13 protein-coding genes are annotated in these 16,377 nt (G+C 68.3%); 5 read left to right on the forward strand and 8 right to left on the reverse strand.

The annotated features are described in order from the left end of the window. Positions 1 to 3: 3 nt before the first annotated feature. Genes ACLB90_RS06480 through ACLB90_RS06500 form a run of 5 tightly spaced genes read right to left on the reverse strand, consistent with a single transcriptional unit; the run spans position 4 to position 5,650 of the window. Positions 4 to 1,068, reverse strand: coding sequence for an acyltransferase family protein (locus ACLB90_RS06480; protein ID WP_411852159.1), 1,065 nt, complete (start codon positions 1,066 to 1,068; stop codon positions 4 to 6). After that, positions 1,065 to 2,213 (reverse strand): N-acetylglucosamine-6-phosphate deacetylase, encoded by a 1,149-nt coding sequence (gene nagA, locus ACLB90_RS06485; protein ID WP_411852160.1) that lies wholly within the window; start codon positions 2,211 to 2,213, stop codon positions 1,065 to 1,067. Before nagA ends, ACLB90_RS06480 begins: the two co-directional genes overlap by 4 nt. Then, complete coding sequence (locus ACLB90_RS06490; protein WP_411852161.1) at positions 2,213 to 3,241, reverse strand: SIS domain-containing protein; 1,029 nt, start codon at positions 3,239 to 3,241, stop codon at positions 2,213 to 2,215. Before ACLB90_RS06490 ends, nagA begins: the two co-directional genes overlap by 1 nt. 6 nt (positions 3,242 to 3,247) lie before the next feature. Next, positions 3,248 to 4,315 carry a LacI family DNA-binding transcriptional regulator gene (locus ACLB90_RS06495; protein ID WP_026070492.1) on the reverse strand — a complete coding sequence of 356 codons (1,068 nt, stop codon included), beginning with the start codon at positions 4,313 to 4,315 and terminating at the stop codon, positions 3,248 to 3,250. 42 nt (positions 4,316 to 4,357) lie between these two features. Next, complete coding sequence (locus tag ACLB90_RS06500) at positions 4,358 to 5,650, reverse strand: sugar MFS transporter (RefSeq protein ID WP_411852162.1); 1,293 nt, start codon at positions 5,648 to 5,650, stop codon at positions 4,358 to 4,360. A gap of 367 nt (positions 5,651 to 6,017) precedes the next feature. Between ACLB90_RS06500 and ACLB90_RS06505 the strand changes: the two genes are divergently transcribed. The 3 genes from ACLB90_RS06505 (at position 6,018) to ACLB90_RS06515 (ending at position 12,288) form a co-directional block, all read left to right on the forward strand. Beyond that, positions 6,018 to 7,037 (forward strand): glucokinase family protein, encoded by a 1,020-nt coding sequence (locus ACLB90_RS06505; protein WP_411852163.1) that lies wholly within the window; start codon positions 6,018 to 6,020, stop codon positions 7,035 to 7,037. Positions 7,038 to 7,186: 149 nt separating this feature from the next. After that, positions 7,187 to 9,856 carry a TonB-dependent receptor gene (locus ACLB90_RS06510; RefSeq protein ID WP_411852164.1) on the forward strand — a complete coding sequence of 890 codons (2,670 nt, stop codon included), beginning with the start codon at positions 7,187 to 7,189 and terminating at the stop codon, positions 9,854 to 9,856. A gap of 95 nt (positions 9,857 to 9,951) precedes the next feature. Further along, positions 9,952 to 12,288, forward strand: a complete 2,337-nt coding sequence (locus tag ACLB90_RS06515; RefSeq protein ID WP_411852165.1) for a family 20 glycosylhydrolase — start codon at positions 9,952 to 9,954, stop codon at positions 12,286 to 12,288. A gap of 228 nt (positions 12,289 to 12,516) precedes the next feature. Here ACLB90_RS06515 and ACLB90_RS06520 read toward each other — a convergent pair whose 3' ends face one another. Together ACLB90_RS06520 and ACLB90_RS06525 are read right to left on the reverse strand one after the other, a co-directional pair. Further along, complete coding sequence (locus tag ACLB90_RS06520) at positions 12,517 to 12,891, reverse strand: VanZ family protein (RefSeq protein WP_411852166.1); 375 nt, start codon at positions 12,889 to 12,891, stop codon at positions 12,517 to 12,519. Positions 12,892 to 12,907: 16 nt separating this feature from the next. Further along, a complete protein-coding gene (locus ACLB90_RS06525) occupies positions 12,908 to 14,092 on the reverse strand; it encodes a class I SAM-dependent methyltransferase (protein WP_411852167.1) in 1,185 nt (394 codons plus the stop codon). A gap of 56 nt (positions 14,093 to 14,148) precedes the next feature. Here ACLB90_RS06525 and ACLB90_RS06530 point away from each other — a divergent pair, with 56 nt between their 5' ends. After that, entirely contained in the window at positions 14,149 to 14,886 is a 738-nt protein-coding gene (locus ACLB90_RS06530; protein ID WP_411852168.1) for a pteridine reductase, read from the forward strand. A 184-nt stretch (positions 14,887 to 15,070) separates the two neighbouring features. On the opposite strand, the gene folK is transcribed toward ACLB90_RS06530, so the two are convergent. Next, positions 15,071 to 15,553 carry a 2-amino-4-hydroxy-6-hydroxymethyldihydropteridine diphosphokinase gene (folK, locus tag ACLB90_RS06535; RefSeq protein WP_411852169.1) on the reverse strand — a complete coding sequence of 161 codons (483 nt, stop codon included), beginning with the start codon at positions 15,551 to 15,553 and terminating at the stop codon, positions 15,071 to 15,073. A gap of 84 nt (positions 15,554 to 15,637) precedes the next feature. On the opposite strand from folK, the gene ACLB90_RS06540 reads away from it, so the two are divergent. Beyond that, complete coding sequence (locus tag ACLB90_RS06540) at positions 15,638 to 16,372, forward strand: 20S proteasome subunit A/B (protein ID WP_411852170.1); 735 nt, start codon at positions 15,638 to 15,640, stop codon at positions 16,370 to 16,372. Positions 16,373 to 16,377: the final 5 nt, after the last annotated feature.

Consider the following 16,377-nt stretch of genomic DNA (forward strand, 5'->3'; position numbering starts at 1 on the left):
TGTTCAGATTTTCAGGTAGATCCGGCGCCGGTCCAGTACCCACATCACGCCCCACCACAACGCCACGAAGGCCAGCGCGCAGCACAGCGATGCCAGCGAGGCCGACGGGATCCGGGCCGCCAGCCAGGCGTAGGCCGTGGCCCACACGCCGCTGGCCACCAGCACCAGCGACATCGCCGACGACCCGAGGTAGGCCGCAATCGCATTGACGCCGAACCGACGACCCAGCGCCGGTGCGCCCGCACGGTCCACCAGCAGGTGCGCGGCCAGCAGCGCCGCCACCGACCAGCCGCCCGCCCACAGCACGAAGCTGGGCGTCCACAGGTTCTTGTTGAACGGCAGCCACAGCGCCACCAGCGCACCCAGCGCCAGGCATGCAACCGCCAGGCCCCCCAGCCGGCCGAGCTGGCCGGCACGCAGCCAGGCACCGGCACGCAGGCCCAGCACCGTGGTCGCAATGGCACCGGCGCTGCTCAGCAGCCCCTCGGGATCGTGGCCCAGGCCGGTGGCGGCGGTGTATTTGTAGAGCATCGGCGCGAACAGCGCGGTATCCAGGCGGCTGGCCGGATTCACCCACGGATCGAGCGAGGCGCCGCACAGCAGCACCACCGCATAACCGAGCAGCAGCGCGCCCATCACCGCCCATTGCGTGCGCGCACGGGTGTGGATCGCCAGCAGGCCCACCACCGCCACGCACAGTGCGATCCGTTGCAGCACGCCCCACAGCCGGTAGGCCGGCAGTTCGAACAGCCACCATGCCAGCAGATGCAGCAACGCACCGGCCAGCACGATGCGCAGCGCGCGCTGCAGCAATCCGCGGCGCAGCGCCGGCCGCGTCGCCGGATCGTGCGCACGCGGCGCCAGGCTGAACGCCATCGACACGCCCGCGATGAACAGGAACAGCGGGAAGATCAGGTCGGTCGGCGTGAACCCGTGCCAGTCGGCATGCAGCAACGGGGCATACACATGCCCCCAGTCACCCGGATTGTTGACCAGCAGCATCGCCGCGACGGTCAGCCCGCGCAGCGCGTCGATCGAGCCCATGCGCGGGGATACGGCGGTGGTCATGCGTCTTCGCGCTGGCCGCCGATCCACGTGCTGCGCACCTGCAGCGCATCGTCCAGCAGCACCAGGTCGGCGCGGTGGCCTTCGGCGATGTGGCCGTAACGGTCATCCAGGTTGAGGAACTCCGCCGGATAGGTCGACGCCATGCGCGCCGCCTCGGCCAGCGGCAGGCCCAGCAGCTGCACCGCGTTGCGTACCGCCGTGGCCATGTCCAGTGCCGAGCCGGCCAGCGAACCGGCGGCATTGCGCACCACGCCGTCCACGGCGGTGATGACCTCGCCATACAGCACGTAGCTGGGGTCGTCGGCCCCCACCGGCGGCATCGCGTCGGTGACCAGCATGACCTTGCCGCGCGGCTTGGCCGCCAGCGCCACGCGCAGGCTGGCTGGATGCACGTGGACGCCGTCGGCGATGATGCCGACCCAGCTGTCGCGGTCTTCCAGCGCCGCGCCGACCGCACCCGGCTCACGGCCGGTCAGCGGCGACATCGCGTTGTACAGATGGGTGAAGCCGCGGATGCCCGCGTCCAGACCGGCGCGGGCCTCTTCGTAGCTGGCCGCGGTGTGGCCGGCGGCCACCACCACGCCACGCTCGACCAGGGCGCGGATGCTGTCCAGCGGCACCCGTTCCGGTGCCAGCGTCAGCAGCGTTACGCCGTTGTCCAGCGACGCCGCCAGCGCGATCTCGGCCGCATCGGGCACGCGGAACTTGCTGGCATCGTGTGTGCCCTTGCGCGCCGGTGCGATGTACGGCCCTTCCAGGTGGATGCCGAGCACGCCCGGCACGCCCTCGATGATCGCCTGGCGCGTTGCAGCGATGGCGCTGCGCATCACCTGCAGATCGTCGCTGATCAGGGTGGGCAGCAGGCCGGTGGTACCGAAGCGCCGGTGCGCCTGCGCCAGTGTGCGCAGCGTGGCCACGTCGGGAGTGTTGTTGAACAGCACGCCGCCGCCGCCATTGACCTGGGCATCGATGAAGCCGGGCAGCAGCCAGCCTCCGCCAAGATCCACCTGTTCGTCGGCCTGCCCGAGCGTGGGCGCGGCATCGGAGACCAGCGCGGTGATGCGACCACTTTCGATGACCACGGCAAGGTCGTCGCGGAAATCATCGCCGGCCAGGATGCGGGCGTTGCGCAGGACGGTTTTCATCAGACGGTTTCCGTCACCTTGTTCAGATGCGGCGGCAGGTCGGGGTTGTGCCCGCGGCGCAGCGCCAGTGCGTTGATCGCGCGGTAGAAGGCCTGCACCGCCAGCAGCGGCGCGCAGGCCGGATGCGGCGCAACCGGCAGCGCCAGGTCGCCGCCGACATCGGCCAGCCACACCTGCGCGTCGCGCGCGGCGAACTCCTGCACGACCGCGCGGGTGCCGGCGCCGGTTTCATCGGGTTGGGCGAAGGCCAGCACCGGGAAGCCCGGGCCCACCAGCGCCATCGGCCCGTGCTTGACCTCGGCCGAGCTGTAGGCCTCGGCATGCAGACCGCAGGTTTCCTTGAACTTCAGCGCCGCTTCCTGCGCCGCGCCCAGACCCAGCCCGCGGCCGAGCACGAACAGGTTGTGCGCCGGCACCAGGCCGTCGGTGAGCGACGACCAGTCGCTGTTCCAGGCCTGCCGCAGCGCATCGGGCAGCACCCGCAGGGCGGCGATCAGCGCCGCGTCCTGGCTCCAGTACGCCACCAGCTGCAGGATCGCCGACAGCGAGGCGAGGTAGCTCTTGGTCGCCGCCACGCTGCGCTCGGCACCGGCGCCGAGCGGAATCACGGTCTCGGCCAGCTGCGCCAGCGGCGAATCCTCCACGTTGACCAGCGCCACCACGCGCGCACCGGCCGCACGTGCGGCCTCGGCGTTGCGCAGCAGGTCCGGGCTTTTTCCGGACTGCGAAATCACGATGTACAGCGCCCCACGCAGCTGCAGCGGTGCCTCATAAACCGAGCCCACCGACGGCGATGCCGAGGCGGTCACCAGCCCCAGCCGCGTTTCCAGCAGGTACTTGGCATAGGTGGCGGCATGGTCCGAGCTGCCCCGCGCGCAGGTCACCACGAACGGCGGCGGCGCGGCGCGCAGGCTCGCCGCCAGCGTTTCCACCGCGACCTGGTTGCGCGCGAACTGCGCGGCGATCACGTCGGCGGCTTCCGCGGCTTCGCGGTACATCAGGGTTTCATGGGGGGCAGGCAGGGACATGGGGACTCAGGTCGTTTCAGGAGAAGGAGGTCGTGCACCCTGCGGGCGCATCGGGGCGGTGGAACCGCGCACCACCAGTTGCGGTACGAAGCCCTGGTTCTGCAGCTGCAACGGCGCATCGTCGTAGGCATCGCTGCGCAGCTGCGCAATCAGCAGGCGTGCGGCGTGCCGCGCGATGTCCTCGGTGGCCTGCTTGGCGGTGGTCAGCGGCGGCCACGACTGGCGCGAGAACGGGCTGTCCTCGAAGCCGGCGATGGACAGGTCGTAGGGCACGTTCATGCCGGCCGACTTGGCTGCCGCCAGCACGCCGGCGGCGATCTCGTCGTTGGAGCCGAAGATGGCGGTGGGCGGCTCGCGCAGCGCCAGCAGGCGGCGTGCGCCGCGGAAGCCGTCGTCGAAGGTGTAATCGCCCTGCACCACCAGGTGCTTGTCGATGGTCATGCCGTAGTCGCGCAGCGCGGCTTCGTAGCCGGCATGGCGCTCGCCGCTGGAGCGGTGCGAGCTGCCGCCCCACAGGAACCCGATACGCTGGTGGCCGAGCTGGATCAGGTGCTCGGTGATCTCGTAGGCCGCCTCGCGGTCGTCGACGAACACGCAGGCGCCGTCTTCAGGGTCCGCGGTGGCGGCGATGATGCGCACCAGCTTGATGCCGCGCGCGGTCAGCGCCGCGACCAGGTCGCGTCGTTCGGACATCGGTGCGGTCAGCACCAGCCCGGCCAGGCGCGAACGCTGCACCCAGTCGGCCAGCTCTTCGGCCAGCATCGGCGAACTGGAATCGCAGGGATGGATCTGCAGCCCGAACCCGGTCTCGCGGCAGGCGGCAAGCACGCCGTTCTGCACCCCGATGATGTGGTACGGGTTGGGGTTGTCGTACACGAGCCCGACCACCAGGGTGGTGCCGGTGCGCAGGTTGCGCGCGGCGGGATCGGGCTCGTAGTCCAGTTCGGCGATCGCGCGCAGCACGCGCGCGCGCGTGGCCTGCATCACCGAAGGCTCATTGTTGATGACGCGCGAAACGGTCTTCAACGACACCTTGGCCCGTTCGGCGACATCCTTGATGGTCGCTCTGCGCATGCTCTTGTCCTGCGGGTTCCGTGGAGCGTCCATGATCGCCGATCACTGGCCGTCGCGGGACAGGCCGACCCGGTGGCCCCGGACCGAGTAGAACAGGATGTACAGGTAGCACGGGATCATCAGGCCGGCGAACACCCACTGGAAGTCGAAATGCTGCTTCAGCACCGCGAACGCCTGCGGGATGATCGCGCCACCGGCGATGGCCATCACCAGCAGCGCCGAGCCGGTTTCGGTGAAGCGACCCAGCCCGCGGATGGCCAGCGGGAAGATGGCCGGCCACATCATCGCGTTGGCGAAGCCCAGTGCGGCCACGAAGCCCACCGACACATAGCCGTGGGTAAGCAGTGCCCCGGCGCAGAACACCACGCCCAGCACCGCCGAGATGCTCAGGTAACGCGACTGCGAGACCAGGTGCGGAATCAGCGCCAACCCGACCAGGTAGCCCACCAGCATCGCGCCGAGGGTGATCGAGGTGAACATCTTGGTCTGGTCCAGCGGCAGGTCGAACCCATGCCCGTAGGTGCCGATCGCATCACCGGCCATCACTTCCACGCCCACGTAGACGAACAGACACAGCACGCCCAGCCACAGGTGCGGGAACTGGAAGATGCTGGTGCGCTCGGCCACGCCCGCAGCGCGTGCCGGGGTGGCGTTGGCCTCGGAGGGTTTCAGTTCCGGCAGCGGCGAGAACAGCACGCCCACCGCCAGCACCACCAGCAGCCCCGCCATCGCCATGTACGGCAGCTGGATCTTGGCCGCGAAGTCGTTGAGCAGCACCGTTTTGGCCGCCGCATCGGCAACCTTCACCTGCGCATCCAGGTCGCCGATGCCGTGCAGCACCAGGGTGCCGATCAGCACCGGGGCGAGCATGCCGGCGATCTTGTTGCAGATGCCCATCAGCGCGATGCGCCGCGCCGCCGTCTCGATCGGGCCGAGGATGCTGATGTACGGGTTGACCGCCGTCTGCAGCAGGGCCAGGCCGCTGCCGATGATGAACAGGCCGCTGAGCGCCCCCGGGTACCAGCGCTGCTGGGCGAAGTGGGCGAACACCACCGCACCGGCCGCCATCACCAGCAGGCTCAGGCTGAGGCCCTTCTTCATGCCGGTGCGCTTGAGGATCCACGACGCCGGCAGCGCCAGGAAGAAGTAGGACAGGTAGAACACCATCAGCACCAGGAAGGCGCCGACTTCGTCCAGCTCGAAGGCCAGTTTGACGAAGGTGATCAGCGGGCCATTGAGCCAGGTGAGGAAGCCGATCAGGAAGAACAGCACGCCGATGATCAGGATCGAGGTGACCACGCTGGAACGCGCGGAAGCAGCAGGCACTGCGGACATCTGGAAGGCTCCTGCATCGACGGCGCGATGCGGCGTCGGAAGAGTGGCTGGGAACAACGTTGTCACATTTATTCGACGCGCCCGCTGTCTTTGTCAACAACTTGCTGCGCCATCTGGCTGTCATATCGCCATGCTGCACCTGCGCAAACCACCGTGCCGCGCCAGCAGGGCCGGCGCAGGCCCCCGGTTTTCAGGGAGTTTGCGAAAACATGACGGCAGTGCGTTGAAAACGTTTTCCCGCGCAACCGCCCGTTGCAGCGCACCATCGAAAGTGTGAGGTTATCGTTGACATCGTTGTCAGAACGATTACAGACTCCGCCTCAATCGCCGGGCACCAGCCTGGCCGTGCGCACCCAAGGGAGTCCGTGTGACCGCAGCTGCCCACTCTGTCCAGGCTCATGCCGCCTCCCCGGCGCTGCCGCCGTTCCTGGCCGCCGACGTGGGCGGGACGCATGTGCGGGTGGCCCGGGTCCAGGCCGGCCCCGATCCGGCCCATCCGGTGCAGCTGCTGGAATACCGCAAGTTCCGCAATGCCGACTATCCCGGGCTGAGCGCGATCCTGGCCGACTTCCTGGCCGACAGCCCGCGTCCGGCCCACTGCGTGGTGGCGACCGCCGGCTATGCCCGCGACGACGGCACGGTGATCACCGCCAATGTGCCGTGGCCGCTGTCGGCCCGGCAGATCGAACGCGAGGTCGGCCTGGACCAGGTCTATATCGTCAACGACTTCGAAGCGGTGGCCTACGCAGCCGCGCAGGTCGATGCCAGCGGCGTGCTGCAGCTGACCGGCCCGGCCACCGCGCCGCGCGGCCCGACCCTGGTGGTCGGCCCCGGCACCGGGCTCGGCGCTGCGGTGTGGATCCCCACCCCGCACGGAGCCGTGGTGCTGGCCACCGAAGCCGGCCAGCCGACCCTGGCCACCACCACCGAACTGGAAATGGCGATCGTGCGGCAGATGCTGCGCGACCGTTCGCACGTATCGGTCGAGCAGGCGCTGTCCGGCCCTGGCCTGATGAACCTGTACCGCGCGCTGTGCGCGATCAACGGCCAGGTGCCAACGCTGGGCAGCCCGGATGCGATCACCGCCGCGGCGATGGCCGACCAGGACGCACAGGCCCGCCAGGCGCTGGACGTGTTCTGCGGCCTGCTCGGCAGCACCATCGGCGACATGGCCCTGCAGTACGGCGTCACCGGCGGGGTGTATCTGGCCGGCGGCATCCTGCCGCAGATCCGCGAGTTTCTGTTGAACAGCAGTTTCGTCGAGCGCTACCTCAACAAGGGGCCGATGCGCGAAGCGCTGGAACGCATTCCCGTGAAGGTGGTCGAGCACGGGCAGCTGGGCGTCATCGGCGCCGCCAGCTGGTACCTGGGCCGTCAGGACGCCTGATCCGTTTCGCAGCATCGATCACCGTACCGAAAACGCAGCACGCACTACGTGGCACGACACCGCCCGGGAGGCTCTACACCCGCGCAGGCCAACGCAACCGCAAAACGACCGCCGCAGCCGGCAACCATCGAGTGATGAGGAGAGACATCATGAACACCCGCAAGACCCTGCTTTCTGCAGCGATCGTCAGCTGCCTTGCCTTCAGCGCCCACGCGCAGCAGGCCCCTGCTTCCGCCCCGACCGCCACCGACCTGGATACCGTGCAGGTCACGGGTATCCGCGGCTCGATGGAGAAATCGCTGGACACCAAGCGCGAAGCCAACGCGCGCCTGGAAGTGGTCACCGCCGAAGACGTGGGCAAGCTGCCGGCACACAACGTCGCCGATACCCTGCAGCGGCTGCCGGGCGTCAACATCAGCTCGTCCAGCGCCGATGAAGGCGGCTTCGACGAAGCCGACCGCGTCAGCCTGCGCGGCACCAGCCCGAGCCTGACCCAGACCCTGATCAACGGCCACACCGTGGCCTCGGCCGACTGGTTCGTGCTCAGCCAGGGCAACAACGTCGGCCGCAGCGTCAGCTACTCGCTGCTGCCGTCCGAGCTGGTCAGCTCGGTGGAAGTGAACAAGTCCTCGCAGGCCAAGCTGCAGGACGGCGGCACCACCGGTACCGTCAACATCGTCACCCGCACCCCGCTCGGCTTCGCCAACAAGTTCACCGCCGAAGCCTCGGTGGGTGCGGTGAATTCGGACCAGGCCGATTCGACCGATCCGCAGCTGTCGGCCCTGTTCAACTACAAGAGCGACGACGGCCGCTTCGGCGTCCTGCTGCAGGGCTTCTACCAGAAGCGTGAGCTGCGCCGCGAAGCGCAGGAAATCCCGGGCGGCTTCTTCAAGATCGCCGCCACCGATCCGGTCGCCGCAACCAACCCGGACCTGATCGGCGTCAACGTCCCCGGCCTGCTGGGTTCGACCCTGTTCGAGCAGACCCGCGAGCGCAAGGGCGGCCTGGTCACGGTGGAGTTCAAGCCGTCCGACGATCTGACCCTGGCCCTGAGCGGGTTCAGCTCGAAGATGGAGGCCAACAACTACAACCGCAACTTCATGATGTTCGGCAACAGCTTCGCCAAGTCGCAGGCGCCGGACGCGGGCTACACCATCAAGGATGGCGTGCTGACCAACGCCACCTACACCGGTCGTCCGGGCACCGATTACGCGGTGTACGACATGATCTACCGCGAAGCCACCGCCAAGACCAACTACGTCACCTTCGACGCGGACTGGCAGATCAACGACAACCTGAACTCCAAGTTCCAGGTCGGCACCACCAAGGGCACCGGTTCGACCCCGCGCCAGTTCATCGCCGAAGTCACCGCAGCCAACGGCGGCGGCGCCAGCTGGAGCACGCACGGCAACAGCTCGCCGATCGATTGGAACGTCGGTGGCGACATCAGTCCGAGCGGCGTCACCAGCTTCGGCACCTGGGGCAACCAGGAAGTCACCGCCGAAGACAAGGAAGACTGGGTCAACCTCGACTTCAGCCAGTACTTCACCAGCGGCGCCCTGAGCTCGATCGACTTCGGCGTGCGCTATGCCGACCACAAGCGTGAAGCGATGTCGCCGGAAGGCGCCACCCCGGGCAACATCTGGGCCGCGCTGCAGAACGGCGCCACCGCCAACTATCCGGGCGGCTTTGCCAAGGACATCGGCGGTACCTTCCCGCGCAACCTGTGGTACTTCACCCCGGATGCGCTGAAGGACGCGATCCTCAACAACTCCACCTGGCTGGCCAACAACGACGGTCCCGACGGTCGCCACAACTACGGCGCCGAGTGGAAGGTCGCCGAGAAGAACTTCGGCGCCTACGTGCAGGCCAACCTGAGCGGCGATCGCTGGGCCGGCAACTTCGGCCTGCGCTACGTGAACATCAAGCAGGACATCGACACCTACCTGGCCGTGCAGGACGTGGCCAATGCCGATGTGCGCAGCCTGTTCGGCATGTGGAAGGCGCAGGCCTTCGAGAACAAGCACAGCCGCGTGCTGCCGAGCGCCAACCTGAAGTTCGACCTGGCCGAAGACCTGGTGTTCCGCTTCGCCGCCTCGCAGACGCAGACCCTGCCGGACTACTCGGCCCTGGGCGCCTCGTCGTGGGGTTCGGATCTGAACAAGACCGGCGGCGGCGGCAACCCGAAGCTGAAGCCGACGGTGTCGACCAACCTGGACGCCAACCTGGAGTGGTACTTCATGCCGCGCGGCCTGCTGTCGGCCGGCGTGTTCTCGATGAACATGAAGGACTACATCGCCTTCGACGTGCAGACCCAGATGCTGTTCAGCGAGCTGACCCATCAGCTTGAGGCCTACCAGGTATCCGCACCGATCAATGCCGATGGCAAGGTCAGCGGCCTGGAACTGGTGTACGAACAGCCGATCGGCGAGTACTTCGGCGTCAATGCCAACTACACCTACGCCGATGGCAGCTCCTCGCACACCTGGGCCGATGGCACCAACAACCTGCTGGGTACCTCGAAGAACACCTACAACGTCGGTGCCTACTTCGAGAACGACACCTTCGGTGCGCGCCTGAGCTACACCTACCGGTCGGAGTTCCTGATCAGCCTGTCCGGCGCCAATCCGTACTACCAGGATGCGTTCGGCACGCTGTCGGCCTCGCTGAGCTACAAGGCGACCGACTGGCTGAGCGTCAGCTTCGATGCGCTGAACCTCAACAACCCGACCTACAAGTACTACCAGAGCTCGGCGATCCCGACCTCGTTCTACAGCAACGGCCGCCAGTATTACCTCAACTTCCGCTTCAAGTACTGATCCACGCCGCACCCTGCTGATAGCCTGAACGACGGGCCCGGACCTCCGGGCCCGTTTTTACAGGTGGACCCGATCCGCTACAAAGGAATGACCCGATGCACACCCGCACCCGTCGTACCTCGCTGTCGCTGCTGACCTTCGCACTGGCCGTTTCCCTCGCACCGCTGGCCCATGCCGCCGATGCCCAGGCGCCGGATGGCCCGCGCGCCCTGCCCGGTTCGCTGCCGTTGATTCCCGTGCCGGCCAGGGTTGATCGTCTCGACGGCGCAGGCTACACCGTCTCCGCCACCACGGTGGTCCATGCCGATGGCGATGCCGCACGGCGCGTCGCGGCACAGTTCACCACCCTGCTGCGCGACAGCGGTGGCCCGGCGTTGCAGGTGCAGGCCGGCCGCGGCAAGGGCGGCGTGCGGTTCGTGCTGGACAAGGCGCTCAAGACCGGTGCGGAGGGGTATCAGCTGCGTGCCGGCAGCGACGGGGTGACCGTGCAGGCCGCCGCCGAGGCAGGCCTGTTCTACGGTGCGGCAACCCTGTCCCAGCTGGCCACCAGCGGCGATGGCGGCACCGTGCCGGCGCTGCGCATCGACGACGCCCCACGATTCAGCTGGCGCGGGCTGATGCTCGATTCGGCACGCCACTTCCAGAGCCTGGACGAGATCAAGCGCGTGCTCGACGCGATGGCCGAACAGAAGCTCAATACCTTCCACTGGCATCTCACCGATGACCAGGGCTGGCGCATGGAGATCAAGCGCTACCCGAAGCTGACCGACGTCGGCAGTTGCCGCATTCCTGCCGGCGATGGTGGCCGCGACCCGGCCACCGGCGCACCGCGCCCGTACTGCGGCTTCTACACCCAGGACCAGATCCGCGAGGTCATCGCCTATGCGGCCGCGCGCCACATCCAGGTGATTCCGGAGATCGACGTGCCTGGCCACGCCACCGCCGCGATCGCCGCCTATCCCGAACTGGGCACGCTGGATACCCCGCTCACGCCGTTGAGCGAATGGGGCGTGTTCCCGAACCTGTTCAACACCGAGGAAAGCACCTTCCAGTTCCTGGAGAACGTGCTGGAGGAAGTGATCGCCCTGTTCCCGGCCCGCTACGTGCATGTGGGTGGCGATGAAGCGGTCAAGGACCAGTGGGAAGCGTCCGCGCGCGTGCAGGCGCGCATGCGCGAGCTTGGCGCGGGCAATGAAATGGACATGCAGAGCCACCTGATCAAGCGCCTGGAGAAGTACCTGGAGCAGCACGACCGCCGCCTGATCGGCTGGGACGAGATCCTCGAAGGCGGCCTGCCGCCCGAGGCGACGGTGATGTCGTGGCGCGGCACCGAGGGTGGCCTGAAGGCGGCCAGCGAGGGCCATGACGTGGTCATGTCGCCGGTCACCGACATGTACATGGATTACCTGCAGACCACCTCGGACAACGAACCGCCGGGCCGCCCGCTGACCACGCCGCTGGCGCGCGTATACGGCTTCGAGCCGGTGCCCGATGCGCTGGCGCGCGACAAGCATCAGCACATCCTGGGCCTGCAGGCCAACATGTTCACCGAGCACACGCGCAGCTACGCGCGCCTGCAGCACAACCTGTTCCCACGCCTGGCCGCCGTCGCCGAAACCGGCTGGTCACCGCGCGATCGTCGCGACTACGGTGACTTCCTCGCACGTCTGCCGACCCAGCTGCAACGCTGGCAGGCGATGGGGATTGCCTACGCGCAGACCCCGTTCGAGGTGGAGCTGGACACCCGCGACGACCGCAAGGCGGGCACCGCCACGCTCGCGCTGCGCACCCCACTGGGCTACGAGATCCGCTACAGCACCGACGGCAGCGCGGTCACGCCGCAGTCGCCGCGCTACAGCACGCCCCTGCAGCAGCCGCTGCCGGTCGCGCTGCAGGCAGCCGCCTTCTTCGACGGCAAGGCCCTGGCCCGTGCGGCGAGCCGCTTCGACATCACGGCCGCCTCGCTGCTCAGCCGCACCGATGAGCACCTGGCCCTGTGCCCGGGCGAAGGCAAGCTGCTGCTGCGCCTGGAGGACGACGGCCCGGCCGATGGCACGCGCGCGATCTTCAACGTCAACATCTTCAATCCGTGCTGGTTCTGGCAGGACGCGGACCTGGACGGCATCGCGCGCCTGCGTGTGCGTGCCGGCCAGATTCCGTACTACTTCCAGCTCGCCCACGACGAACCGCAGCGGAAATTCAGCCCTGCACGCAGCGCGCACGGCGAGATGGACATCCTCAACGGCCAGTGCGATGGCACCCCGCTGGCGACCGTACCGCTGCCGGCCGCACCGGGCAAGGACGGTTTCATCACCCTGGAGGCCGCGCTGCCGCGTTCGCTGAAGGGCACGCAGAACCTGTGCGTGCGCTTTACCGGCGACACCCGTCCGACGATGTGGGTGCTGGACGAACTGACTCTGCTGCCGAAGTAGGGGAAACAGCGCAGGTCGTGCCGGCCTCTGACCGACGGTCATGCCGGCCGGCAGCTGTTGGTAGTGCCGGCCGCTGGCCGGCAACCAGGTGATGTTGGACGCATGATGAGCCGGCCAGCGGCCGGCACTACCGAGCTGGGTCGGACGCATGAGGAGCCGGCCAGCGGCCGGCACTACCGAGCTGAGTTGGACGCATGAGGAGCCGGCCAGCGGCCGGCACCACCGCGCTTACCCGCGCAGGCGCACCAGCAGATCGCGCAGCGGAGTGAACGCGAGCGCCATGCCGGCCAACACGCCGACACTGTTGGCCAGCGCATCCATCGGGTCGGCCATGCGGTCGGTGGTCAACGCGCCCTGCGCGACTTCGATGCCGATGCCCAGGCCAACCAGACCCACCGCCGCCCAACCCAGGGGCGCGCGCGGCCGGTAGATCTGCACGGCCGCTGCGGCCAGCAGGAAATAGGCCAGGAAGTGTTCCACCTTGTCGCTGTTCTCCGGCAGCGCCAGTGGCGGCGGCGGGATCAGGCACACGGTGATGGTGACCAGGATCGCCAGCCACCACAGCGCCAGCCACACCCGTGGCCAGCGCAGCGGCTTCAACATGCCCGTGCCCGTCACCTCACAACCGCCAGGTCAGATCGCCGAGCAGGAACGCGGCATCGAATGTCACGTCGCGCTGGAAGCCCATGACCTGGAAGCGCTCGCCCATTTCAGTGGGCAGGGTGAGCTTCTTGACCTGGTCGCGCAGGCGCACGCGGCCGATCTCGTCGGTGCGCGCCTCGGCCTTCTCCAGCAGCCCATCCAGTCCGTTGCCGAGCAGGAAGCTGGCCTGCGTGCAGTAGCCGGCCAGGTCGAAGCCGGCGCCGGTACCGGCCTCGGCCAGCGCGGTGAAATCCACCGACGCGGTGAGGTCCTGCAGGCCGGGCCAACGGTACACATCGTTGTGCACGTGGTGGCGGTAGAACGCGCGCATCGTGCCATCGTCGCGCTCGTCCTGGTAGAACTCGTTGCGCGGGTAGCCGTAGTCGACGAACAGCATCGCGCCGCGCTTGAGGCCCCCGGCCACCGCCTGGATCCAGTACGGCAGCTGCGGCAGCAGCTCGGACCGGTAACCGTCGGCGAACGGCCGTTCGCGGTAGGCCTCCACATGCCGTACCGCCGCGCCGAGCAGCGCGTCGGCCGGCTGCGCACCGCGCACGAAGGCGCCCTGCGCGTCCAGTTCCACGGTTTCCTCGTAGATCATCCCGTCCTTGGCCAGGAAGCGCGGCGTGGGCAGCGCGTCGATCACCTCGTTGGCGAACACCATGCCATCCCAGTCGTCGTCGAACGGACCGTCGAGCCACTCGACCAGGGCGAACAGCGGCGGCACCAGCGCCTTCTCCAGGCGCTCGCGCTGGCGTTCGCGCAGGTCCGCGCTGGGTTCCAGGATCGCGTAGCGGTCCGGCAGCGCATCCAGCTCCAGCATGCGCTTGAGCAGGATCTCGGCGAACGCGCCGCTGCCGCCGCCCAGTTCCAGGAATCGCGCCTGCGGGCCGAGCTGCTGCATCACCGGGGCGACTGCGTTGGCCACGGTGGCGGCGAACAGTGCGCCGATCTCCGGCGAGGTGGTGAAATCGCCGGCGCTGCCGAACTTGCTGGCGCCGGCGCTGTAATAGCCCCACCCGGGGGCATACAGGCTCAGCTCCATGAAGCGGGCGAACGGCATGGCGCCGCCATTGGCGAGGATTTCCGCGCGCAGGGCAGCGGCCAGCTCCTCGCTGTGGGCCAGGGCATCGGACTCGGGAAGGGGCAGTGGGGAATGCATGGCGCGGGCGATTGCGGTGACAATGCACAGCATAGCCGAGCAGGGAGTTACCCCCGATGACCGACACCGCGCCCGTGGCGCTGATCACCGGCAGCGCGCGCCGGATCGGCGCGGCCATCGCCCGCCACTTCCATGCCTGTGGCTGGTCGGTGGTGCTGCACGCGCATACCTCCACCGCCGAACTGCAGCAGATGGCCTTCGACCTGGACATGCTGCGTCCCGGCAGCGTGCTGGCGCTGCAGGCCGACCTGCGCGACGCGCAGGCCCTGCCCGACCTGGTCGAGCAGACCGTGGCGCAGTTCGGGCGGCTGGACGCGCTGGTCAACAACGCCTCCAACTTCTACCCCACCCTGCTAGGCCAGATCACCGCCGAGCACTGGGACGACCTGTTCGCGGTCAACGCACGCGCGCCGCTGCTGCTCGCGCAGGCGGCCGCGCCGCAGCTGCGCCGGCACCAGGGCTGCATCGTCAACCTGACCGATCTGCACGGCACCCAGCCGATGCGCGACCACCCGGTCTACAGCGCGGCCAAGGCCGCACTGGAGATGGTCACCCGGTCGCTGGCGCTGGAGCTGGCGCCCAAGGTGCGGGTCAACGCGGTGGCGCCCGGCGCGATCCTCTGGCCCGAGCAGGGCAAGGACGATTTCGCGCAGCAGGCGCTGCTGGCCCGCACGCCACTGGCCCGAACCGGCACCGTGGAGGAGATCGCCGAGGCCGTGTACTGGCTGGTCAGCGACGCCCCGTTCATCACCGGCCACACCCTGCGCGTGGATGGCGGCCGCCAGCTAACCTGAATGTAGTGCCGGCCGCTGGCCGGCTCCAGGCAACACACCCAGCGTCATGAGGAGCCGGCCAGCGGCCGGCACTACAGCTCGACGCGGTCGTTGCTGTCTGTGTGCCCCACCAACGCGTAGTGCCGGCCGCTGGCCGGCTCCAGGCAAAACCCAACGGTCATGTGGAGCCGGCCAGCGGCCGGCACTACAGGGCTACTTGCTCGAAGCGGTCTTGGTGCTGCCCGTGTGCCCGCCACAGCGTGGCGAGGTCCAGCCCGCTGACCGGGTCGATGAAGTCCGGGGCGATGTCGGCCAGCGGCTTGAGCACGAAGGCATGCTTGAGCTCGGGGCGCGGGATGCGCAGGTGGCCGGGGCCTTCCACGATCAGGTTGCCATAGAACACCACGTCGATGTCCAGGGTCCGGTCGCTGAAGCGTGGGCCGCTGCGGTCGCGGCCGTGGGCGTCTTCCAGCGCGTGCAGCCAGGCGTCCAGCGCGTCCAGCGGCAGGTCGGTCTCGATCGCCACCGCGTTGTTGAGGAACGCCGGGCCGTCGAAGCCGACGGCGGCCGTCCGGTAGGCCGGGGAGACGCGGATGTCGCCGAAGCGCGCGCGCAGGGCCTCCACCGCGGCGTGAAGATGCTGTTGCGGCTGCAGGTTGCTGCCCAGGCTCAGGAGCGCAGTGGTCATGGTATTCAGCGTGCGTGGGGCGAATCCACATGGTGCCGTCACGGCCACCGCATAGAATCGGGGTGCACATCATAGGACACCGACATGACCTATTGCGTCGGCATCGAGGTGGACGAAGGCCTGGTCTTCGCCGCCGATACCCGCACCAACGCCTCGCTGGACGATGTCCGCGTCCACCGCAAGCTGCACGAGTTCGAGTTTCCGGGGCAAGCGGCGTTCGTGATCATGGCCGCCGGCAACCTGGCGACCACCCAGCTGCTGATCTCGCGGCTGCGCCGCGACGTGGAGGAGCAGCGCGCGGAGAACCTGCGTGCGTACCGGCACCTGTTCGAGGTGGCCGAGTATGTCGGCCGCATCCTGGTCGACAGCCAGGTCAAGGCCACCACCCAGGACGCCAGCCACGATGGCATCGTCACCCAGGCCACCCTGATCCTGGGCGGACAGATCGCCGGCGAGCACCCGGGCCTGTACATGATCTACCCGCTGGGCAACGCCATCGCGGCGTCGCCGGAAACCCCGTTCCTGCAGATCGGCGAATCCAAGTACGGCAAGCCGATCCTGGACCGCATCCTGCGCCCGCAGACCCGCCTGGAAGATGCGGCACGCACCGCGATCGTGTCGCTGGATTCAACCATCCGCTCCAACCTGTCGGTGGGCCTGCCGATGGACCTGGTGCTGATCCGCGACGGCGACCTGCGCATCAGCCAGCGCATGCGGCTGGCCGGCGATTCGCCGTTGTACGCGGAGATCCACGGCAGCTGGTCGCACAAGCTCGAACAGGCCGTCGCCAGCCTGCCGGCATTTCCCTGGGAACACTGAGGGCA

The sequence above is a fragment of the Stenotrophomonas sp. LGBM10 genome (assembly GCF_046736075.1).
GTDB lineage: Bacteria > Pseudomonadota > Gammaproteobacteria > Xanthomonadales > Xanthomonadaceae > Stenotrophomonas.